27 protein-coding genes are annotated in these 20,580 nt (G+C 37.7%); all 27 read left to right on the top strand.

From position 1 onward, the window contains the following. Window positions 1–52: 52 nt before the first annotated feature. The 27 genes from ACSAMO_RS04550 to ACSAMO_RS04420 all read left to right on the top strand — a co-directional run bounded on the left by ACSAMO_RS04550 (window position 53) and on the right by ACSAMO_RS04420 (window position 20,579). Window positions 53–1,288 (top strand): phage portal protein, encoded by a 1,236-nt coding sequence (locus tag ACSAMO_RS04550; RefSeq protein ID WP_499209953.1) that lies wholly within the window; start codon window positions 53–55, stop codon window positions 1,286–1,288. Beyond that, the gene (locus ACSAMO_RS04545; RefSeq protein ID WP_499209952.1) at window positions 1,281–2,009 is read left to right on the top strand and encodes a head maturation protease, ClpP-related; all 729 of its coding nucleotides are present in this window, start codon (window positions 1,281–1,283) and stop codon (window positions 2,007–2,009) included. Before ACSAMO_RS04550 ends, ACSAMO_RS04545 begins: the two co-directional genes overlap by 8 nt. Before the next feature lie 14 nt (window positions 2,010–2,023). After that, entirely contained in the window at window positions 2,024–3,208 is a 1,185-nt protein-coding gene (locus ACSAMO_RS04540) for a phage major capsid protein (protein WP_499209951.1), read from the top strand. Window positions 3,209–3,220: 12 nt separating this feature from the next. Then, complete coding sequence (locus tag ACSAMO_RS04535; RefSeq protein WP_412577957.1) at window positions 3,221–3,427, top strand: hypothetical protein; 207 nt, start codon at window positions 3,221–3,223, stop codon at window positions 3,425–3,427. Then, window positions 3,414–3,677 carry a head-tail connector protein gene (locus ACSAMO_RS04530; protein ID WP_499209950.1) on the top strand — a complete coding sequence of 88 codons (264 nt, stop codon included), beginning with the start codon at window positions 3,414–3,416 and terminating at the stop codon, window positions 3,675–3,677. Before ACSAMO_RS04535 ends, ACSAMO_RS04530 begins: the two co-directional genes overlap by 14 nt. Further along, window positions 3,677–4,147 (top strand): phage head closure protein, encoded by a 471-nt coding sequence (locus ACSAMO_RS04525; RefSeq protein WP_499209949.1) that lies wholly within the window; start codon window positions 3,677–3,679, stop codon window positions 4,145–4,147. The genes ACSAMO_RS04530 and ACSAMO_RS04525 overlap by 1 nt, the downstream gene beginning before the upstream one ends. Continuing rightward, complete coding sequence (locus ACSAMO_RS04520) at window positions 4,131–4,598, top strand: HK97 gp10 family phage protein (protein WP_499209948.1); 468 nt, start codon at window positions 4,131–4,133, stop codon at window positions 4,596–4,598. The genes ACSAMO_RS04525 and ACSAMO_RS04520 overlap by 17 nt, the downstream gene beginning before the upstream one ends. Before the next feature lie 8 nt (window positions 4,599–4,606). Next, window positions 4,607–5,047 (top strand): phage tail terminator family protein, encoded by a 441-nt coding sequence (locus ACSAMO_RS04515; protein ID WP_499209947.1) that lies wholly within the window; start codon window positions 4,607–4,609, stop codon window positions 5,045–5,047. Next, window positions 5,034–6,110, top strand: coding sequence for a phage tail sheath subtilisin-like domain-containing protein (locus ACSAMO_RS04510; RefSeq protein WP_499209946.1), 1,077 nt, complete (start codon window positions 5,034–5,036; stop codon window positions 6,108–6,110). The genes ACSAMO_RS04515 and ACSAMO_RS04510 overlap by 14 nt, the downstream gene beginning before the upstream one ends. Before the next feature lie 15 nt (window positions 6,111–6,125). Further along, a complete protein-coding gene (locus tag ACSAMO_RS04505; RefSeq protein WP_499209945.1) occupies window positions 6,126–6,578 on the top strand; it encodes a phage tail tube protein in 453 nt (150 codons plus the stop codon). 88 nt (window positions 6,579–6,666) lie between these two features. Further along, complete coding sequence (locus ACSAMO_RS04500; protein WP_499209944.1) at window positions 6,667–7,041, top strand: phage tail assembly chaperone; 375 nt, start codon at window positions 6,667–6,669, stop codon at window positions 7,039–7,041. A 178-nt stretch (window positions 7,042–7,219) separates the two neighbouring features. Next, the gene (locus tag ACSAMO_RS04495; RefSeq protein WP_499209943.1) at window positions 7,220–10,594 is read left to right on the top strand and encodes a phage tail tape measure protein; all 3,375 of its coding nucleotides are present in this window, start codon (window positions 7,220–7,222) and stop codon (window positions 10,592–10,594) included. Window positions 10,595–10,660: 66 nt separating this feature from the next. Continuing rightward, window positions 10,661–11,329, top strand: a complete 669-nt coding sequence (locus ACSAMO_RS04490; protein ID WP_412644535.1) for a hypothetical protein — start codon at window positions 10,661–10,663, stop codon at window positions 11,327–11,329. Beyond that, window positions 11,329–12,909 (top strand): CHAP domain-containing protein, encoded by a 1,581-nt coding sequence (locus ACSAMO_RS04485; protein ID WP_499209942.1) that lies wholly within the window; start codon window positions 11,329–11,331, stop codon window positions 12,907–12,909. Before ACSAMO_RS04490 ends, ACSAMO_RS04485 begins: the two co-directional genes overlap by 1 nt. 82 nt (window positions 12,910–12,991) lie before the next feature. Then, window positions 12,992–13,900: a hypothetical protein gene (locus ACSAMO_RS04480; protein ID WP_499209941.1), complete on the top strand. Its 909-nt coding sequence runs from the start codon at window positions 12,992–12,994 to the stop codon at window positions 13,898–13,900. 493 nt (window positions 13,901–14,393) lie between these two features. Continuing rightward, complete coding sequence (locus ACSAMO_RS04475) at window positions 14,394–14,825, top strand: hypothetical protein (protein WP_499209940.1); 432 nt, start codon at window positions 14,394–14,396, stop codon at window positions 14,823–14,825. A 146-nt stretch (window positions 14,826–14,971) separates the two neighbouring features. Beyond that, a complete protein-coding gene (locus tag ACSAMO_RS04470; protein ID WP_499209939.1) occupies window positions 14,972–15,925 on the top strand; it encodes a hypothetical protein in 954 nt (317 codons plus the stop codon). 119 nt (window positions 15,926–16,044) lie between these two features. Further along, window positions 16,045–16,320 (top strand): DUF2577 family protein, encoded by a 276-nt coding sequence (locus ACSAMO_RS04465; protein WP_022228772.1) that lies wholly within the window; start codon window positions 16,045–16,047, stop codon window positions 16,318–16,320. After that, a complete protein-coding gene (locus ACSAMO_RS04460; protein WP_499209938.1) occupies window positions 16,320–16,691 on the top strand; it encodes a DUF2634 domain-containing protein in 372 nt (123 codons plus the stop codon). Before ACSAMO_RS04465 ends, ACSAMO_RS04460 begins: the two co-directional genes overlap by 1 nt. Beyond that, window positions 16,688–17,053, top strand: a complete 366-nt coding sequence (locus ACSAMO_RS04455; RefSeq protein ID WP_499209937.1) for a hypothetical protein — start codon at window positions 16,688–16,690, stop codon at window positions 17,051–17,053. The genes ACSAMO_RS04460 and ACSAMO_RS04455 overlap by 4 nt, the downstream gene beginning before the upstream one ends. A 107-nt stretch (window positions 17,054–17,160) precedes the next feature. Continuing rightward, window positions 17,161–17,676: a baseplate J/gp47 family protein gene (locus tag ACSAMO_RS04450; protein ID WP_499209936.1), complete on the top strand. Its 516-nt coding sequence runs from the start codon at window positions 17,161–17,163 to the stop codon at window positions 17,674–17,676. Beyond that, entirely contained in the window at window positions 17,673–18,302 is a 630-nt protein-coding gene (locus tag ACSAMO_RS04445) for a putative phage tail protein (protein ID WP_499209935.1), read from the top strand. Before ACSAMO_RS04450 ends, ACSAMO_RS04445 begins: the two co-directional genes overlap by 4 nt. A gap of 13 nt (window positions 18,303–18,315) precedes the next feature. Next, window positions 18,316–18,639, top strand: coding sequence for a hypothetical protein (locus ACSAMO_RS04440; RefSeq protein WP_499209934.1), 324 nt, complete (start codon window positions 18,316–18,318; stop codon window positions 18,637–18,639). Between the two features lie 52 nt (window positions 18,640–18,691). Beyond that, entirely contained in the window at window positions 18,692–19,108 is a 417-nt protein-coding gene (locus ACSAMO_RS04435; protein WP_499209933.1) for a hypothetical protein, read from the top strand. A 16-nt stretch (window positions 19,109–19,124) separates the two neighbouring features. Further along, window positions 19,125–20,063 carry a hypothetical protein gene (locus tag ACSAMO_RS04430; protein ID WP_499209932.1) on the top strand — a complete coding sequence of 313 codons (939 nt, stop codon included), beginning with the start codon at window positions 19,125–19,127 and terminating at the stop codon, window positions 20,061–20,063. Window positions 20,064–20,080: 17 nt separating this feature from the next. Then, window positions 20,081–20,299: a hypothetical protein gene (locus tag ACSAMO_RS04425; RefSeq protein ID WP_022229158.1), complete on the top strand. Its 219-nt coding sequence runs from the start codon at window positions 20,081–20,083 to the stop codon at window positions 20,297–20,299. Between the two features lies 1 nt (window position 20,300). After that, entirely contained in the window at window positions 20,301–20,579 is a 279-nt protein-coding gene (locus ACSAMO_RS04420) for a phage holin (RefSeq protein WP_499209931.1), read from the top strand. The last annotated feature ends 1 nt before the right edge of the window (window position 20,580 follow it).

The raw sequence follows: 20,580 nt of genomic DNA, 5'->3' as shown, positions 1-20,580 counted from the left end.
ATAAATAGATTTTTAGCATCTCGTTAGAGGTGCTTTTTTTATGGGAGGAAATATGGGGGTTATAAAATCAATATTCAAACCAAGAGACAAGCCTAAAAATCATACGGGTGACAGTATCGGAGGAGGACGGTCGTTTCCGTTCGGGCGAACGTGGTCGGGAAAGGCTGTGACGGAACGGTCGGCTATGCAGACAACGTCAGTATATGCGTGTGTTCGTATCATATCGGAAACAGTAGCAAGTCTGCCGATTCATCTTTATGAATACACGGACAGCGGAAAAGAGCGAGCCTTTACGCATCCGTTGTACAGACTTCTGCACGATATACCCAATCCTGAAATGAACAGTTTCATAATGCGTGAGGTTATGATGTTACATCTGCTTTTATGGGGGAATTCGTATTCACAGATTATCCGAAACGGTAAAGGTGAGGTTACGGCACTTTATCCGCTTATGCCGGAAAAGATGCATATAGACAGAGGTGCGGACAGCAAAATATATTACACATATAACAGTGATAAGCAGGGGACATTTGTATTTCGCAAAGATGAAATTCTGCATATAGTCGGACTGGGATTTGACGGACTTGTGGGATACTCACCGATTGCTATGGCGAAGAATGCGATAGGACTTTCTATTGCTGCCGAAGAATACGGCTCAAGCTTTTTCTCAAACAGCGGTACACCAAGCGGAGTTTTGGAACATCCGGGAGTTTTGAAAGAGCCTGAAAAAGTTCGTGACGCATGGAATGACGCATACGGCGGAAGTTCAAATGCACACAAGGTTGCAGTGTTGGAAGAAGGAATGAAATTCAATCCGATTTCGATAAATCCTCATGAGGCACAGTTTCTCGAAACAAGAAAATTTCAAGTGAATGAAATATGCAGAATATTTCGTGTTCCTCCGCATATGATTGCCGATTTGGAAAAATCAAGTTTTAACAATATAGAACAGCAGTCGCTTGATTTTGTAACGAATACAATCCGGCCGTGGCTTGTGAGGATAGAGCAGACAATATTTCAGCAGCTTCTGACAGAAGAAGAACAGAAGAAATACTTCGTAAAATTCAATGTTGACGGACTTCTGCGAGGGGATTTTAAAAGCCGTATGAGCGGATATGCTATCGGCAGACAGAATGGGTGGTACAGTGCAAACGATATAAGGGAATTGGAGGATATGAATAAAATACCTAAAGAACTTGGCGGTGACAGATATTTGTGTAACGGCAATATGGTTGATATAAATAATGCCGGAAATTACAACAGCGGGGGTGAAAGTGAAAATGAGTAAATTTTGGAGGTTCAAGACTGTTAAAAACAAAATAGACGAAGAAAATGAAAGCACAGAAAATGTGCTTTTTTTAAATGGCGTAATTGCGGAAGAAAGCTGGTACAGCGATGATGTAACACCGAAAATGTTCCGTGATGAACTTAATCGGTACGAAGGTGATATTACGGTATGGATAAACAGTCCGGGCGGTGACTGTTTTGCGGCAAGTGAAATATATACGGCACTAAAAGAACATAACGGCGAAATTACCGTTAAAATAAACGGCATTGCGGCAAGTGCGGCATCTGTAATTGCAATGGCTGGGGATATGGTTGAGATGTCTCCGACATCAATGATTATGATACATAATCCTTCAATGATGCTTTACGGACAGGCATCGGAACTTGAACAAGGTATTGATTTTCTTAACGAAGTAAAAGAATCAATTATCAATGCCTATCAGATAAAGACCGGACTGTCACGAAGCAAACTGTCACATTTGATGGACGGAGAAACATGGATGAATGCACATTCGGCACATGATATGGGGTTCTGTGACAAAATCCTATACGGCAATGATGACAGCACTGATAATCAAGATATGATTTTTGACAAAACAACAATGGTGACTAATACTATTGCCGCAATGCGAAAAAAACTTAAGCCGATAGTCAAGCCGGAAGATTCAAAGTATTGTATTCCGTCAGAACAGTTTGAAACAAGATTAAATTTATTGAAATAATGGGGGTAATATAAATGGCGTCAATAACTGATTTAAGACAAAAAAGGGCAGCGTTATGGGAAAAGACAAAGAAATTTCTTGATAATGCAAAACGAGAAAACGATATGCTTTCGGCAGAGGACGTAGAAACATATGAAAAAATGGAGAGTGAAATTGTTGCTCTCGGCAAAGAGATAGATATTTTAGAACGTCAGGCAGAGATGGAAAAAAGACTGAATTCTCCTGTTAATACACCCGTTCTTGAAACACCTAAAACGAACGGTAATACAAAAACGGGCAGAGCAAGTAACGAATATAAGCAGGCATTTTGGAAGCTTATGAAGAATAATCAGCTGTCATATTCGGTACATGATACATTGCAGATTGGTACTGACAGTGACGGCGGATATCTTGTTCCGGACGAATACGAGACAGTTCTTATTGACAAACTTGCCGATGAAAACATTATGCGAGGATTAACTACAATCATAACAAGTGCAAACGGTGATAAAAAGATTCCGGTAGTTGCATCTCACGGTGAGGCTGTGTGGACAGATGAAGGCTCGGAATACACTGAAAGCGATGATGAGTTCGGAACGGTATCTCTTGGAGCTCATAAGCTCAGTACGATTATAAAAGTATCGGAAGAACTGCTCAATGACTCCGCATTTAATCTTGAAACATACATATCATCGGAATTTGCAAGAAGAATGGGTGCGGCAGAGGAATTGGCATTTATCAACGGCAACGGTACAGGAAAACCGACAGGTGTGTTAAATACGGCTGAAGTAGGGGTTACGTCTGCTGCGTCAAACGCAATTACGACAGATGAAATAATTGACCTATATCACAGTCTTAGAACACCGTATCGAAAGAATGCCGTATTTATGTCAAGCGACAGTACAATAAAGGCTATAAGAAAACTTAAAGACAGTAACGGTCAGTATTTATGGCAACCGGGTCTGCAGGCGGGACAGCCGGATACAATTCTTAACCGTCCGATACATACTTCTGCATATATGCCTGAGATAGAGTCCGGCAATAAGATATTGCTGTTTGGTGATTTATCATATTATTGGGTGGCTGACAGACAAGGACGTTCATTCCAAAGATTGAATGAACTTTTTGCAAAGAACGGACAAGTCGGTTTCCGTGTATTCCAAAGATTAGACGGAAAGCTGATATTGCCTGAATCGGTTAAGACTGTTCAGATGAAATAATAGGAGGGTAAAATGAAAATAAAGATAACAACTTCATGTTCGGGTTTGACTTTCAGTTTTTCTGAAGGTCAGACTGTTGATGTTGAAAAGAAAATAGGCGAAGATTTGGTTCAGTGCGGATTTGCGGAAGAAGTAAGGGACACAAAAACAACAAGAAGGGACACTAAATCTAAAACAGTGCAGTCTAAAACGGAGGAAGAAGAAAATGCTGACGATTGAAGAGGTTAAACAGTATCTGCATTTGGATTCTGACGCAGAGGACAACTATCTCCGAATACTTATTCTCTTAGCAGGGGAAATGTGTGAAAATTATACACGTCTTGCAATACCTGACGAACTGCCGGAAAGCTATAAACAAGCCATGCTTGTGTGTATAGGATATTTCTTTGAACAGCGTGACGGAACTAAAAACGGCGTACCGAGTATATTTTATACATTGCTGAGACCATACAGAAAGGCGGCATTTTAATGGACTTTTCAAAACTGCGTCATCGGGTTATATTTTTGAAACCGCTTGATAAAAGATTAAATTCAATGAATGAAAATGTACCGGTTTGGATTCCGTTCAAACCTAAATTAAGCAGTGACATTAATGCCGATGAAACTTCTGTGTATGTGCTGACTGATAACAAAGGCAACGCATTATGGAAATCAGCAGGCGGCGGACAGCTGTATTCACATCAGCTTTCTTTGAATGAGTATGCCGTATGGGCAAATGTTTCTCCGATGTCGGGACGTGAGTATGAGGAGTCACAAAAACTGCGTGCAGAAACCACATACAAAATTACAACAAGGTATTTTCCGAATATAACCGAGGATATGAAAATCATGTTCGGACTAAAGGTTCTTGATATTGTTTCTGTTCTTAACATAGGCGAAAACAATACGGAATTGCAAATTGTTGCAAAGGAGAAAGACCGAAATGGCAAGGAATATTGATGTATTCGGATTTGACGAACTTGAAAAAGCTATGAAGCAATGCGAGAAGAATTATCCGAGTCAAGCAGACGCATTCCTTATGGCAGAAGGACGTGCCGTAAATAAGAGAACAAAATCACTTACACCGGTAAGGACAAAGAAGCTCCGAAACTCATGGAGAACGAAAAAAGTAAAACTGTATAAGGGCGGTAAAGTAAGAGTAGTGAGAGTTCAGTCAACAGCACCTCATGCACATCTTGTTGAACTCGGTCACAAGATTGTAAGCGGCGGCAGAACTCGGGAAAGAGGCAGAAAACTTAATCGTGTACAGCGTTCTGCAATAGGCATTAAATCCGGCGGATATGTACAAGGTGATTTTATGCTTGAAAAATCAATATCGGAGGCACAGGCAAAATTCAACTTGGGTGCAGAAAAACTGCTTGATAAAATAACAAAAGATATACAAATGTAGGAGTAGAGATGATTACAGAAAAAGATATACAGACACGAACTGCGGAAATCCTTGCGAATGCCGGATTTAACGTAGTTGCATCAGAAGTAGATGAGGGATTTTTAAAACCGGCAGTGTTTGTTTCTGCGTATCCTTCAGATGTACAGCCTCTGTGCTGTGGCGGTGCACTTGAGGAACTTACTGTTTCGGTAGAATTAAAATATATATCGGCTCTTGAAACTGTGGAGGACTGTATAGGTGCTTACAGCAGGATAAAAGAGCTTTTTTTGTACCCGACTTTCGATATTATGGACAGACATCTGACTATTCATGAAATGAATTTTGAAATTGAAAAGAGTGCAATGTATGTGTATTTTGATATAAATTTCATTCAGGCTGTGGATAAAACAGAAAAGTATGATGAAATGAGCGAACTTGTGATACGGGGGGATAAAAATGGGGTTACCTGAAATTTTAATTGAATTTAAGACGAAGGCACAGACTGCGGTAACACGAAGTCAGAACGGAATTGTAGCGGTTATTCTTGAAGATTCAACCAAAGTCGGAGATGAAAATTTAAGTTATACATATAACTATGAAGCCGATATCGTGAAATCAGACTGGACAACGGCAAATCTTGACTACTTGAATAAAATATTTCTCGGTAAACCGAAACGAGTGCTTGTGGAAAGAGCGGGAACAGGCGAGGACTTCAAAAAGTCATATAACGCCGCCTTGGCACGCCTTAGAAATAAGTCGTGGAACTGGCTGACGTTTCCGGGGTTGGAACCACATAAAGATTTGACGGAAGAACTGCAGAATTGGATTATAGCACAGAGAGCGGCAAAAAAGACATTCAAAGCGGTTTTGCCTTGTTCTGCGGCAAATAATGAGGGCATTGTTAACTTTTCCTCGAGTGGCATCAAAGTAGGAGCAAAGACATATTCGGCATATGAATATTGTGCAAGAATTGCAGGCTTGCTTGCAGGAATGTCAATGACGGAGAGTGCAACATATCAAGTTCTTTCGGAAATTGACTCTATAACGGAGAGTCTTACTCCCGATGAAGATATAGACGAAGGTAAGTTTATACTCATCAATGACGGCGAAAAAGTAAAAGTCGCACGAGGTGTAAATTCGCTGCATATTTTAAGCGGTGATAAGACCGAAGATATGAAGAAAATCAAAATTATTGAGGGTATGGACTTAATGCGTGACGATATTCGTTCTGCATTTGAGAATAACTATATCGGAATTAATAACAGCTATGACAATAAGGTTATGTTTGTAGCTGCTATTAATCAGTATTTTGACGGACTTGTAAGAGAAGGCGTACTGTACGGCGATGCGGAAAATACAGCGGATATAGATGTTAATGCACAACGTGACTGGCTTGCACAAAAATATGATATATCCGAGTACAGTGATGAACAGATTCGTAAGGCAAAGACGGGCAGTTATGTCTTTGTAACGGCGGATGTAACATTCTGTGATGCAATAGAGGATTTGAAATTTTCTATAAATATGGAGTAAGGGAGGCAGTAAACAATGGCAAGAGAAAGAAAGCTTCCCGCTGTCGGAAAAGTAATCAGCGGTACGCACGGCTATTTTTGGTGGAACAACAGTATTTGTTATGAAATAACTTCATTTGAAGCAAAAATCAAAACAAACCGTGAAACGATAAACTTTTCGGGGCAAATGTGGGACGACAGTAAACTGATGGGTGTGTCCGGTACTTGGACAGCGAAAATAAAAAAGATTTATTCAAGAGGCAAAACGTATGCGGAGAAACTTTCGGCGGGTATTGATGAGCGATTGTCGCTTATATCAAAATTAGAGGACCCCGATAACGGCGGTACAGAAAGAGTACAGCTTATGTCATGCTGGCTTGACGAACTTACACTTCAGGCATTTGAAAACGGAAAAATTACCGAAGATGAATTTTCGGGCGGATTTGTCGGATTCAAGTATCTTGATACAATCGCTGACCCGTGTGTATAAAAAGATTATATTTTTAATGGTAGGGACACTAAAAAATTAACGGCTATACAGCTGTTTTTTTATTAAGGAAAAAGAAAGGGACACTAAAATGAATAAGGCTACAAAATTAACATTAGCAGAACTTTTACGACGTAAGGAGCAGATGATTGCGTCAAAGAAAATTAAAAAGACAATGGATTTATATATTAAGTCCATTGATTCGGTTATAACGATTGAAGAACCGGACGGAGCACTTTGCCGTGATGCAAATGATATGGAGGCAGGTGAGGGTGATAAATATATGTGCTATGAATGCATTAAAGAACCTGACCTTAAGTCGAAGGAAGTACAGGACACATTCGGCTGTGCAGTGCCTATGGATATTATTGAAATTATATTTGCACCGGGTGAAATACCGCAGATTGCGATTGAGTGTATGAAACTTGCCGGATATATGGGCGGTGTGGAAGCTGTAAAAAACTAATACAGACGGACGGTGACCTGCAGCTTATTCATTTCTATCTTCAAAAGGGATTTGATTGGGACAGGCTTGCAAGGTTATCACTGTCTGAAAAAATATTTTTAAAGGCGAGTATGGAACTTGCTGTGGAAGAGGAGACGGAGAAGTATAAGGCGTTATTGGGGAGTGGGTGACGTAAAATTTGGCTCGTAATATAGGTGCAACTTTAAGCCTTAACAACGGTAATTTTTTCGTCAATATGAAGTCCGCTGTCAATGCGAGCAATAACCTTAGAAACAGTTTAAACGGTACAACGTTGGGAATGAAAAACTTCGGAAATCAGTCTTCCGGAGTAGGCGGGGTTATAACCTCGTTGGCATCTAAGGCGGCAGTAGTCGTAGGAGCGTTTGTCGGTGTACGTCAAGCGATTGACTTCGGCAAAGATGTAGTGAATACCGGCAGAGAGTTTGAACAGGGAATGGCAAACGTATCCGCAATCTCGGGGGCAACAGGTGCAGAACTGACCGCACTTTCCGAGAAAGCAAAGGAAATGGGTGCTAAAACCAAATTTTCTGCAATAGAAGCGTCAGAGGCTATGTCATATATGGGTATGGCAGGCTGGAATTCATCGCAGATGATTGACGGCATTGCGGGAATAATGAACCTTGCCGCTGCGAGCGGTGAGGAATTAGCCGGTGTATCTGATATTGTAACCGATGCCTTGACCGCTTTCGGACTTAAAGCAAGTGACAGCGGTGAGTTCGCTGATGTTTTGGCGGTTGCATCGTCAAAGTCAAATACAAATGTATCTTTGCTCGGCGAGTCCTTTAAAAATGTTGCGGCAACTGCGGGTGCAATGGGATATTCAATGAAAGATACCACCACAGCACTCGGTCTGATGGCAAATGCCGGAGTTAAAGGTTCGGACGCAGGTACTTCTCTGAGAGGTGTTATGACAAGGTTGGCTAAACCTACCAAAGAAGTAGATGCGGCTATGTCGGCTTTGGGAATTTCTGCAGTAAATACGGACGGCAGTATGAAACCTTTATCGGTGCTTATTCCCGAACTTCAGACACGCTTCTCAACACTTACCGATGCTCAAAAAGGTCAGTATGCAACAATGATTGCCGGAAAAAATGCACTGTCGGGATTTCTGTCAATCGTGAATGCAAGTCCTGATGATTTTTACTCATTGTCTGACGCTATAAATAATTCGGAAGGTGCGGCTTTAAAAATGGCTGACACTATGAATGACACGGTAAGCGGTAAACTCACACTGTTAAAGTCGCAGTTCGAGGGTGTGAAAATTGCGATATTTGATGCACTCGGTTCATCGCAGTTTAAAGGCGTTCTTCAGTCTATGTCTGACGGACTCGGTGCATTAACTCCCGCTATTTCTTATGTTACTGTTGCAATAGGAAACGAATTATTTTCTGCAATTCAGACAATTTATAATACTGCAAGCACGGTATTTAACGCTGTAAAGAATGCAATTCAAAATAATCAGCCGGCAATAGAACGACTTCATAATGCGTTTGATAATGTCAGGAACAGCATTGTAAACGCATTCAGCGGAAACGGTACTGAATTGATTCAGACACTTGCAAATGTAGTAGTACCGAATTTGTGCAATTCACTTGCGGCAGTGATGAATATTGCTTCGGGTGTAATATCCGCTGCAAGCACACTTTCACCTGTGATTGCCGGAATTGCCGGAGCGGTAACCGCATATAAAATTGCTGTTGCGGCTGCAAATGTAGTCGAGGGGATAAGAAACGGACTAATTGCATTTTCTGCTGTCATGACAGGAACGCAGGCGGCTGCTTTTGCACCGCTTACAACTGCGACTATCGCTCAAATTGCCGCAACTCAGGCACTTAATGTGGTGACGGGAGTGTTCGGTGCAATAATGACGTTTGTCACATCACCGATAGGTCTTGTTGTTATTGCTATCGGTGCGGTTATTGCGGTGGGTGTTCTGCTCTTTAAACATTGGGACAAGGTAAAGGAAACAGCAAAAAATCTCTGGAACGGTATAAAGAATGTGTTCAATGGGATAAAAGATACAGTTTCAAATGCTTGGGGTAAAGTCAAGGAAACGGCAATAAATGTTTGGGACGGTATTAAAAATGCGGTATCAACAAAACTGAATAACATCAAGAATGCATATCAGGAACACGGCGGAGGAATAAAAGGTGCAGTCGCCGGTACTATGACAGCAATAAAAGAATATTACAAGACCGGCTATGATGCAATAAACTCTCTTACAGGCGGAAAACTCGGACAGGTTGTTGAGAGTGTAAAAACAAAACTTTCTCCTATGCTGAATACTGTCAAAGAAAAATTATCAGGCATAAAAGATGTGTTTGGCAGTGCCTTTTCAAAAGCCTTTGAATTTGTGAGAAATTCATATAATGAAGGTGCTTTGAAACCGATGGTGGATAAATGCATAAGTGCATTTAACGGTATAAAGACAAAAATCAGTGAGAAATTTACCGGAATTAAAGAAGCTGTCGGAGAAAAGTTATCGTCAATCGATGATGCCGCAAACGGAATAAAGAACAAAGTTGCGGAGAAATTTACTTCGATAAAAACCGCAATTACTGAAAAATTTGCAGAAATAAAAACTTCGGTAAGTACAGCACTTGCTCCGGTTAAGAATGTAATTTCCGAGATTGTGAATGATGTCAAAGCAACTGTCAGAAAAGTTATTGACGGCATTAAAAATCAAGTATCCGATACCGTCTTAAATATACAAACGGTAATATCGAATATTATAGGCGGAATAAAGCAGAATTTTCAAATGTTCTTTGATAACATAAAATCTGTTTTTGAAAATATAAAAACGGCGGTGGCAGGAATATTTGAAGGCATTAAAACAACAATATCCGGTGTGTTCCAAGTCATAGTCGGTATATTTACATTAAATACCGAAACTATAAAAAACGGTGTACAGAATGTGATAAGCGGTATTACATTAATAATTGACGGTGCGAAGAATGTTATAATAAATATTTGGAATACGATAACATTATCCGCAGGACTTGCTTTTGACAATATAAAGACGGTTGTAACGAATGTTACAGAAGGAATTAAAACAGTAATAGACAGTATAAGAACAACATTTCAGAATGTGTTTAATTCAGTCAAAAACACAGTGTCAAGCGTCTTTAATTCAATAAAGAGTACAATAAGCAATGTATGGAACGGGATAAAAGGTATTATTAAAACTCCGCATATTGTGCAGACGGGAACTATCAGTATTGCCGGTATCAATACACCGATACCGAAATTAGGCATACAATGGTATGCAAAAGGCGGTATTATGACACGTCCTACAATGTTCGGTATGAACGGCGGTTTCCCTATGGTCGGAGGTGAATCCGGAGCAGAGGCAATTCTTCCGCTCGACAGATTTTGGAACACACTGCAGAACTATATGAAACCGGTGTCTGCAAATGAGAAACCGAGCATAATAAACCAGATAAATGTTACTGTGTATTCAAACGGCGAAGATGATGATACTTTGGCAAATAAGGTGGCAAAAAGAATTGTTGAAGTATTGGAGAATATGTGATTTTGGTGGCTGTCAACTCATGACGGCTTTTTTTCTTTGCAGTTTTTTTAGGTCGGAGGTGCGAATTTGGATATATATTTGAGCGTAAATAACAGAGCGGATATATTGAAAATTCCCGTTTTGCCGTCACAGTTTACTATAAGCAAACCACAGTCAACCGAAACATTTGAAACAGTATCGCATGGCGAACTTATGCTGATAGGAAGTCCGAAATTAAAAAGCATTTCTATTTCAAGCTTTTTCCCAATAAGAGATTATCCGTATCTTCGTGATAAGTCAATGAAGGGGTGGGAATATGTATATAAAATTGATACATGGATAGACCTGAAACTTCCTATACGCCTCATTATTACAGAAACACCGATAAATATGGCTGTTGCGGTCAAGGACTTTAAATACACAATAAAGACAGACGGTGACCTTTGGTACACACTTGATTTAGAGGAGTTTAATCTTCTGAATTATGAGGATCAAAGCAATGCAGAGGATGAAATTGATATGGAAGAACTTAATAAACTCAAAGAACAAGTTGCATACCTTGTAGGACTTGTTGAAACCCTTGCAAATCCAATGATATATAACTATATTGATGAAAACATGCCGGAGTGGGCACGAAAGAGTGTCCAAAAGGCTGTTGACAAGGGTGTACTCAGCGGAACGGACGAAGGATGGAATTTAAAATATGATGATTTGCGTGTAATTGTGTGGTTGGATAGATTGGGGCTGCTTGAATAATGTCATCGGGATTTGATGTTGCGGAACGTGCAAGAAAAGAAATGCAGGAAATAGGGGGCAAGTGCGGAAATAACAATAAATACACTCATTGGTATTCCGACAATGTTGAGAATATAGGATATAACTTTTGGTGGTGTGCGGCATTTGTAAGCTATGTTGTAAGACAGTGCGGTGTTCCGACAAGTATAGTTCCTAATTACTCATACTGCCCTAACTGTATTGATTGGGCACGAAGAAACGGCAGACTTCATTCAAAACATCAAGTTACAAATGGTACATATACACCTCACGCAGGAGATATATTTCTGCGTGAGGGACATACCGGAATAATTGTTTCTGTAAGCGGTAACAGTTTTACTACTGTTGAAGGTAATACAGGAGGGACAAGCAACTGCAGAACTGTGGGAAGTCATACATGGAGCTTTGCAGGCGGTAATTATGATTATGTGTTTAATCCGGAATACTCCGATAAGTCAAACGGAACATCATCTTCCGGAAGTATGGAAAGCTATATGTATTCGGAAAATTCATACGGCGGAGAAAAAGAACCTACGGCTGTATGGAATAACAGAGTTAAGGAAAACATTCATCCTGCAATGCAGAACCTTACTCCTATTACGCCGACTGATGAACTGAGAATGTATGCAAATGATACCGATATAACCGAAATGATAGGAAATCTGTCGTGGAAAAACAGTATATATGAACTTGCAACTACAATGTCTTTTGATATAGCGAAAAGTGACGCAACATACCTGAAAGATTTGATGTACACACCGCAAGTCGGCGATATTATCAGAATGGTAACCAATGCAGAGATTTTTCGGGGAGTAATAACTAAGGCAGATGACGGTGACAAGAACAGTAATAAATATACTATTGCTGACCTTGGGTGGTATCTTAATAAAACAAGTCAGACATATCAGTTTAAAAATATTTCGGCAGCCAATGCAATCAAAGAAATCTGTAATGACTTGTCTATATCTATTGTAATGCTGCCGGAATTGACTGCAAATATAAAGCAGATATATTTTGATAAAACCGTATCGGATATACTCAAAGATATTCTCGAAAAGTGCGGCGGAAATTATAATTTTGATTTTGTGCCGGAAGGATTGAGAATATACAAAATCGGAGATTTGACAGCCTATCCCGAATTTCAGGTGGCGAGTAATGTAAGACAGGAATATTCGATTGATTATAGAGGCAATGTAAGCCATAGCATATCTATTGAGGATATGTACAACTCTATTAAAATCACATCTGAAAAGGATAATGTGTATAAGGAATTGATGGTTTTGCAGAATCGTGACCTTATTGATAAATATGGCTTTTTGCAGAAAATTGTTAAGATAGATACCGAAAAAGAAAATGCCGATACAGTTGCAAAACGCGAACTTAACGAAAATGCAAAGGTGAATGAAACTTTTTCGCTTGAAATAGTAGAGAAATATGACAGCTATACCAGAGCCGGAGAAGTTATATCGGTAGACGGTGTGAAGTATGCAATCGAAAGCACAAACCACAGTTATAAAGACGGCTGGCATTTTGATAAACTGGAGTTGAGTAAACTTGAGTGATATATCTATTGATAATATTTGTTGTTTCTGTTATAATAGTTTTTAATTGTTAAAGAAATTTGTATGGAAGGTGGTGCATGATATGTATCTTTTTAATGAAGAAAAAGATGAGTGTGAGTTTGATGGTGATTTAACCGAGTATTTGCTGCAATTTGGCGTAAGTGCTGAACATATTGATAAAATGAAAAATAAGATTTTAATGGATCGTAAAGATTATTATCATGATTGTGAAGATACATATAAAAATACATATAAAAAATTAGTTCCACTGAATAAGGTCATAGGAGTATCAAGAGGCACTGTAGGGGATAGTGTATATGAAAATGTTAGAAAAATGAAAAAGGTAGAAAGAAAAAAAGAAAGGTTTGAAGCTTGTTTTGAATATCTGGAAAAAATGCCGTTGGAAGAGTTGAAAAAATCATACGAAAAGTTAACAAGACCAGTGAAAATGGTATACTATGAATGTGATGATGAATATTTTTTGACAGGTGACGGTAATCATAGAACACTCACAGCTATGTTAGTAGGAAGTGAATACATTTTAGCAAAAGTGACCAGAGTAAAGTGTGATTTAGAAAAAAGAAAGAAGTTTATACCAAGTAAAGAAATTGAAAATAAATATAACATAGTGAAGCTTAGGAAACACATGTGTAATAATATTAAATATAGTATAGTGTTTAAAGATGATGAAGGGGAATATACAATATACGGATATCCTATGATTGAAAAAGATGAAGACTTTTTTGAGTATTTAAAGCGGATAGATAAGATACTGGATAATGATCTAAAAAAGATTAATTTTGTGAGGAGATTGCCTAAGATTGTGCAGAATATTATTTTAATAGGAGACAAGAATAATAGGGTAAAACAGTATATAACAAGATATAAGAATAATAGGGTAAAACAATATATAACAAGATATAAGAAGAAATTATGTGATGGTGATGTAGTAGAATTTCACTTATATGATTTACCGATTATTATTGAATAAAAGCAAAGCAGGTGTAAACGGTGGAAGAACAAATTAATCAGCCTGTGCGAGTACAGACTGAATTTGAAGAATGGGTAGAAGGCGGATGCAAAAAAGCTGAGGACTTAATTAAAGATTCAGAAAAAGAAGATTAAAATATAAAGCGATTACTTAGGTAGTCGCTTTTATAATTGAAAGAATAGTCTATGACCTGAATTATATGTCGATAAAAATATAATATGATATAATAATTAACAAGCTTACAATACACTAATATTATAATAAATGATCTGTGTTGACAATATTTGTTTATTTTGCTATAATTGTTATGGATTATGAATTAAAAAGTGAGAGATTACTACAAAAAATATATGGTAGAAAACGAGATGGCTATATAAACTTTCTGATAGCTATTTGCACTGTTGTTACACATATAAAAGTATTATGAAACAATTGTAATCATTTGTATATTGAAATAAAAACAAAATGCTTTAGTGATTAAGGAGATATAAATATGGCAGATTTATCACTGTTTAGCTATAAAGAGGCTATAGAATTTATATTATTATTTTATACATTTACATCATGTTGCAATGAAGATGATTTGGAGCAGATTGATGGAATAAAAAAATTTATAGAACTGGGCTTTGCTGAAAAGGATAAAGTACATGACAGTATATATGTATTATCTAAGGATGGCGAAAAGCTATTGCATGAATACATAAAAAATATATCGGAGGAGTTTATTAAGTATATGAAAACTAAAAATTTTAAAGTGATATATACCGAAACTTCAAATTGGTTTAAAGAAAAGTTTGGACTAGAAACAGATGATGATGGAGAAGATATATCAATATTTATATGCGAAAATTTACACAATTATGGATATGTGGCTCAAAAAGTTTATTCAAAGAGAGGACATTTTATTAAATTAGAACGCGTATAATTAGCTGAAAATATTAAAAGTGAGAAAATATGAAATAGAAGATAAAAACATAGAATGATTTCTTTTGTATTATCTTTTTATGAACGAATGAGAATAAACAATATTTTCAATGTATATGAATGAGGTATATAATCAAAGGGGATATAATGAATTTAAAATATAGAAATAATATAAAAAGCATTATAAAAACAATTATAAAATATTTTAAAAAATATGTGTTACACATATTTTTTTCTATAGCTTTGTATCTTTCAATTAAGTGGTCAGAAATCCCTTTGTTCAAGGTGTTAGATTATAAGATTATTAATCAAATATTATGTCACAAAAAAGCGGTAGATGCATCTATGCTAAATATTGCAACGGGCTATATAACTGGATATTTTGTATATCTATTGACTGTATTTATTCCTCAACAAAAGAGAAAGAAACCAGTCGAAAAAGAAGTGATCAGTAAATTATCTTCATTTTATAAAGATTCTGTTTATCTTTTGTTACTTATGTGTAAGAATTGTTGTACGGAAGAAGAATGGGAAGAAATTCATAAGGGTAAGTCGGATATAGAATGTTTTAATGATAAATTTTATAGACAAATAAAAAAGTTGGACATAAATAGTGATGCTGATACAATCTTTTTACATAAAGATAAAAAGAATAGAATGAAATGGCATGAATATTTAGAAATGAAATGCCAGAATTTTTATGAAAATTTAGAGAGTTTGTTTTTGCAGTATCATACATATTTAGATGATGAAATTATTAATGAGATTATTAAAGTAAAAAATTCTAAATTCATTGATGTGTTTGTAGGAAAGGGAAATTCCTTTATGCTTTATATACGGGCATCTGAAGATCATATCGGATATTATGAAAATTTGCCGATAGGAATGCTAAATTTCCCAGATGAACCATTCAAGATATTTGAAAATAGTAAAAATGTTCAAAATATTAACATATTGGTGGATTATATTGATAATTTAAGAGAATTACATACTCTTCTGTCAGAGTATAAAAATAAATACAAATTGGATACATTACGAGAGGATTATTCTATTAGTAAGCTAAGAGGAAATGAGGTGGGTCATTATAATACTGCTGTTTAAAAATAATATTTAAAGTTATTATTCATAGGCTAAGCATTTAATGCAAGATTCAGAAAAGAAGATTAAAATATAAAGCGATTACTTAGGTAGTCGCTTTTTTCGTTGAAAGGAAAAATGATATGAGTGGAGTTACAGATTTAGCAAGGCACATAAAAGCAAGAGACAATCCGTCATCATATACACCGATGTTCGGCAGAATTATATCTCTGCCGAAACTTGTAATACAGCTTGGAAACAATATTTTACTTGATGACAGTGATATAAAATCGGTCTTTGATATTTATGAAACACAAGAGAGGGACAATCATACGGAATACAAATACCTCGGAAAAGAAGTAGTTTTATTGCCGTATGACAACGACAACAAGTTTGTTGTGATAGGAGTAACCGAATAATGAAAAAGACATTTGATTTTGATTTCGGTAACGGCGAATTTGTTATGAAAGACGGCAATCCCGTTATTTTATCGGGCATTAATGCTCTTAAGCTATGGATACAAAAATGTATGCGGACACAGCTTTACAGATACTCCATATACAAAGACAAACAATACGGTGCAAATATTGAAGATTTGGTGATAGGAAAATCATATAACTTTGATTTTGCAGAATCGGAACTTCGCAGAGAAATAGAAACAACACTTTTGCGGAATGAGGATATTTATAGTATGAGCGGTTTTTCAGCAGAGAAAGTCGGAGCGATACTTAAAATATCTTTCACATTAAACACAGCTTACGGAGAAAGTGCGGAGGTGTACACCATATGACACTTGATGAAATAATTGAATATATGCTGTCGAGCGTGCCGGAAGAATATGATATTTCGGTCGGCTCGTTTTTTTATGATCTTCTTTATCCCGTGGCAGAACAAATATATCTTTTGCAGAAAAGGATAAGCAGATTGTCAGAAAACACATTTGCCGTGACGGCAGAGGGAGAATACCTTGACCGCAAGACAGCCGAGCAGAATATAGTTCGTAAAACAGCCACTTATTCAAAAGGTACACTGCTAATCAGCGGAAACCGAGGTGAAGTGATTTTGAAAGGTGCAAAGGTTGCGGCGGATAATGTCCTGTTTGAAGTAAATGAAACAGTGAGCATTGCTGAAAACGGTTCTGTTGAAGTCTGAAAAAAGGAGATATAAATCGATTCCCTATAACGCTTCCCGGAATTACAGCCGTTCAGAATATAACGGATTTTACAGGCGGTTATGATGCGGAGAGTGATGCAGACTTATTGGAACGATACCTTGAAAAAGTGTCACGTCCGAATGTCAGCGGAAATAAATATCATTATATTGAATGGGCAAAAGAAGTAAGCGGAGTAGGAGATGTAAAAGTAATACCGCTTTGGAACGGAGCGGGGACAGTAAAAATAGTAATTGTAGATGCTGATAACCGTCCCGCAGACAGTGAACTTATTTCAAAAGTGAAAGAGCACATTGAGGAAAACAGACCAATCGGTGCAGAAGTTACAGTGGTCAGTGCGTCACCTGTTATGATAAATATATCAGTTAGGCTGACAGCTGATAATACATCAGATATACAGACAACAGTTGAAAATGTATTAAAAGACTATTTGTCGGGAGAGGCAATAAAAAAGGAATATATATCGTATGCCAAAATCGGCAGCCTTATATTATCAATATCGGGTGTTGAGGATTATACGGATTTAAAGGTCAACAGCGGAACAGAAAATATCAAAATAGCGGACGGAGCGGTACCTGTGCTTGAAAGCGTGGTGTTGAAATGATTGACAGACTTCCGAATTACTATAGAAAATCAAAGACGGTAAGGGACTTTTACAGTGTTGTTCAAACAATACTTGATAAAGTTTCGGAAGATATTTCTGATGAAGATAAGCGTCTGTTTATTACTACCACGGACAGTTTTCTGCTGCATGAAAAAGATGTCGGGCTATCTGAAATTACGGCAGATAATGAAACTAAGCGAGCGAGAGTAATTGCAAGACTGCAAGGAAATAATCTTCTGACAAAATCGGAACTTGAACAGCTTATTTTAATGTATGACAGAACAGGCTGTACAATAACCGAGGACTATAAAAATTACACAGTGGCTGTTAGATTCAGCGGACGTAAAGGAGTGCCGTATAATTTTGAACAAATAAAATCAGCGGTGGATGAGGTTAAGCCCGCACATCTTCAAGTGAATTATGAGTTTCAAAGCAATACTTGGAGCGAAGTACAGAAAAAACTTGGGACATGGGGCAATGCAAAAATATTTACATGGGGAGGTGTTAAAGATTATGACGGCAGAACGTGGCTGTATGTAGAAAACAATGAGGTATATTTAAGAGAAAATGGAGCAAACGCATATGTGGTATTTAAAGATAATAAGCCATATGCACATTTTTTATAAGGAGGCGTGAAAAATGAAATACACATCAAATCATAATTTTAAACTGCCGGCACCGTCCGACACTATTGATGTAGAGGTGCTCAATGAGAATTTTACAAATATCGACGCACTTATTAAAACATTGGAGTCTGCTAAGGCAGATAAAAATTCACCGAGTTTTACGGGTGCACCAACCGCACCGACTGCGTCAAGCAGTACAAATTCTACACAGATTGCTACTACTGCTTTTGTGCAGGGACTGATACAAGGCATACAGACGGCATTGTCAGGCAAAGCGGACAAAAATTCACCAAGTTTTACGGGTACACCGAAATCTCCGACTCCGCCGTCATTCTGATATTTCAACGAGAATAGCAACAACCGCATTTGTGCAGAACTTGGTGCAAGCAGTGGATAAAAAAATCTCCGAATTGGTATCTTCAACATTGGACAGCACTTATGCTCTGCTGTTGTTTGATAAAGATAATATCGGCACTTGCAGTAATATTGACAGTTTCGGAATTACATACAGTCAGTATCAAAACGGTACATATAAGACTGATATAGTGCAGGTAGGAAATAACGCTCAACTGCCGAATAAATCGAATGCACCCGTATTTTTAGTGTCGTGGGCTGCCGAATCCGGTGACGAAAGTGAAATATATAATGTTCAGGCTGTAATCTATCCGGACGGAACGGTATATGGACGCCATAGATACTTGTGGAGTATCAGCAGTGGCATTGTGAGTAAGCTTTCTTGGAATGATTGGAGTACGGATAACAATTATATTTATTATAATCCTAAAGATCATTTTGTAAAGGAATAGCGTGGGGTGATAAAGTATGCCGGAAGATATACGATTGGCAAAAGGCGAAGATTTAGATGCACTTGAGGATATAGTGAATAACCATATCGGCAGTGATGAAACTCACGTTACTGCCGGTGACAAGCAAAATTGGAACGGCAAGGCTGATGTGGCTATGCTTGAAACAGAAGGGTATCTGAAGAAAAAAGTTGTAGGCGTACTGCCATCAATGTCTGTTGAATTTGGTTTTTCAGACGGTGTTTCAAAATTCAATGCTATAAATAGATGTACTGTATCCGTTGCGGAAGAAAGTGACGGCAACAAGTATCAAAAAATTGTAACCGGTTCAAATGCTGCGAATATGTATGCTTTTGCTTATCTTGACTTTTCAAAATATACGGCTAATGCAAAAGAACTGATAATTGAGTTTGATACGAAAATAAATACCGACCGCTGGTATATAGGACTGTCTGATTTGTCACAGCGTCCGGGAGAATCAAGCAGAGGTTCGTATGACAGTACAGGAGTTGTTTTCACGCAAGGTACAAAAGACGGAAAGTATTATTACATAAACAGTGACTTGACGTGGAAAGACAACTTTTTTAACTGTTGGGTTCATAGCCGAATAGAAGTCAATTACGAGTCAAAAACGGTATCATATTGCATTACAAACAATAATGAATCAGCAAAATTAAGCGGTGAGATTGCTTTCTATGATAAGTCCGCAAGTAAGGTTACTGGACTTGAGATTTATTCTTATGTAAATAGCGTTGAAATGGGGATTGACAATATAAGCATAACATCAAAATCGGGAAATGAAAGTGATGACGAAAGAACCGTATATATAGTGGCAGAAGACGAAGATATAGCGGAATATATCTATATAGACGGAAAGCCGATTTGTATAGGAAGGAGTGATATATTTAATACAATAAAAGACCTGCTCGAAAGAGTAGAAAAATTAGAAAATAACTGATAAGGGGGGTACTGACTATGGAAAGTACGGTTGTTGTGGCGATTTTGTCGCTTGTAGGAACGCTCGGCGGTTCTATTATTGCAGGTATTGTTTCAAACAATAAGACACTGTACAGAATTGAACAGCTTGAACGCAAAGTAGAAAAACACAACAGTGTTGTTGAACGAGTGGCTATTGCGGAAAATACACTTAAATCTCAGCAGCACCAAATTGATGAACTGAAAGGGGATATGTAAAATGATTAACTGGAAAGTACGAATGAGAAATCCTATGTTTTGGGCACAGATATTGCTGTCTGTAATTATGCCGATACTGGCATATCTCGGACTTACAGCCGAGGATTTAAACTCGTGGTCGGTATTGGGGGAAGTACTTATAAAGGCGGTTTCAAGCCCGTACATTTTGAGCCTTGTAATTGTCAGTGTATATAACGCAATTACAGACCCTACAACAACAGGATTTACAGACAGCAAACGTGCATTGACATACGATACACCTAACGATGATAAGGAGTAAG

This window comes from Ructibacterium sp. SJQ-7 (assembly GCF_054696575.1).
The sequence above is the reverse complement of the archived record's forward strand: the minus strand, read 5'-3'. Positions and strand labels throughout refer to the sequence as shown.

Excerpts from the sequence above, each read along its gene's own strand:
- ACSAMO_RS04440 (WP_499209934.1), top strand. The coding sequence starts at position 18,316 with ATGAAATACACATCAAATCATAATTTTAAACTGCCGGCACCGTCCGAC.
- ACSAMO_RS04465 (WP_022228772.1), top strand. The coding sequence starts at position 16,045 with ATGAGTGGAGTTACAGATTTAGCAAGGCACATAAAAGCAAGAGACAAT.
- ACSAMO_RS04530 (WP_499209950.1), top strand. The coding sequence starts at position 3,414 with ATGCTGACGATTGAAGAGGTTAAACAGTATCTGCATTTGGATTCTGAC.
- ACSAMO_RS04455 (WP_499209937.1), top strand. The coding sequence starts at position 16,688 with ATGACACTTGATGAAATAATTGAATATATGCTGTCGAGCGTGCCGGAA.
- ACSAMO_RS04535 (WP_412577957.1), top strand. The coding sequence starts at position 3,221 with ATGAAAATAAAGATAACAACTTCATGTTCGGGTTTGACTTTCAGTTTT.
- ACSAMO_RS04545 (WP_499209952.1), top strand. The coding sequence starts at position 1,281 with ATGAGTAAATTTTGGAGGTTCAAGACTGTTAAAAACAAAATAGACGAA.
- ACSAMO_RS04515 (WP_499209947.1), top strand. The coding sequence starts at position 4,607 with ATGATTACAGAAAAAGATATACAGACACGAACTGCGGAAATCCTTGCG.
- ACSAMO_RS04460 (WP_499209938.1), top strand. The coding sequence starts at position 16,320 with ATGAAAAAGACATTTGATTTTGATTTCGGTAACGGCGAATTTGTTATG.
- ACSAMO_RS04505 (WP_499209945.1), top strand. The coding sequence starts at position 6,126 with ATGGCAAGAGAAAGAAAGCTTCCCGCTGTCGGAAAAGTAATCAGCGGT.
- ACSAMO_RS04480 (WP_499209941.1), top strand. The coding sequence starts at position 12,992 with ATGTATCTTTTTAATGAAGAAAAAGATGAGTGTGAGTTTGATGGTGAT.
- ACSAMO_RS04525 (WP_499209949.1), top strand. The coding sequence starts at position 3,677 with ATGGACTTTTCAAAACTGCGTCATCGGGTTATATTTTTGAAACCGCTT.
- ACSAMO_RS04510 (WP_499209946.1), top strand. The coding sequence starts at position 5,034 with ATGGGGTTACCTGAAATTTTAATTGAATTTAAGACGAAGGCACAGACT.
- ACSAMO_RS04520 (WP_499209948.1), top strand. The coding sequence starts at position 4,131 with ATGGCAAGGAATATTGATGTATTCGGATTTGACGAACTTGAAAAAGCT.
- ACSAMO_RS04470 (WP_499209939.1), top strand. The coding sequence starts at position 14,972 with ATGAATTTAAAATATAGAAATAATATAAAAAGCATTATAAAAACAATT.
- ACSAMO_RS04500 (WP_499209944.1), top strand. The coding sequence starts at position 6,667 with ATGAATAAGGCTACAAAATTAACATTAGCAGAACTTTTACGACGTAAG.
- ACSAMO_RS04540 (WP_499209951.1), top strand. The coding sequence starts at position 2,024 with ATGGCGTCAATAACTGATTTAAGACAAAAAAGGGCAGCGTTATGGGAA.
- ACSAMO_RS04485 (WP_499209942.1), top strand. The coding sequence starts at position 11,329 with ATGTCATCGGGATTTGATGTTGCGGAACGTGCAAGAAAAGAAATGCAG.
- ACSAMO_RS04475 (WP_499209940.1), top strand. The coding sequence starts at position 14,394 with ATGGCAGATTTATCACTGTTTAGCTATAAAGAGGCTATAGAATTTATA.
- ACSAMO_RS04550 (WP_499209953.1), top strand. The coding sequence starts at position 53 with ATGGGGGTTATAAAATCAATATTCAAACCAAGAGACAAGCCTAAAAAT.
- ACSAMO_RS04420 (WP_499209931.1), top strand. The coding sequence starts at position 20,301 with ATGATTAACTGGAAAGTACGAATGAGAAATCCTATGTTTTGGGCACAG.
- ACSAMO_RS04430 (WP_499209932.1), top strand. The coding sequence starts at position 19,125 with ATGCCGGAAGATATACGATTGGCAAAAGGCGAAGATTTAGATGCACTT.
- ACSAMO_RS04445 (WP_499209935.1), top strand. The coding sequence starts at position 17,673 with ATGATTGACAGACTTCCGAATTACTATAGAAAATCAAAGACGGTAAGG.
- ACSAMO_RS04425 (WP_022229158.1), top strand. The coding sequence starts at position 20,081 with ATGGAAAGTACGGTTGTTGTGGCGATTTTGTCGCTTGTAGGAACGCTC.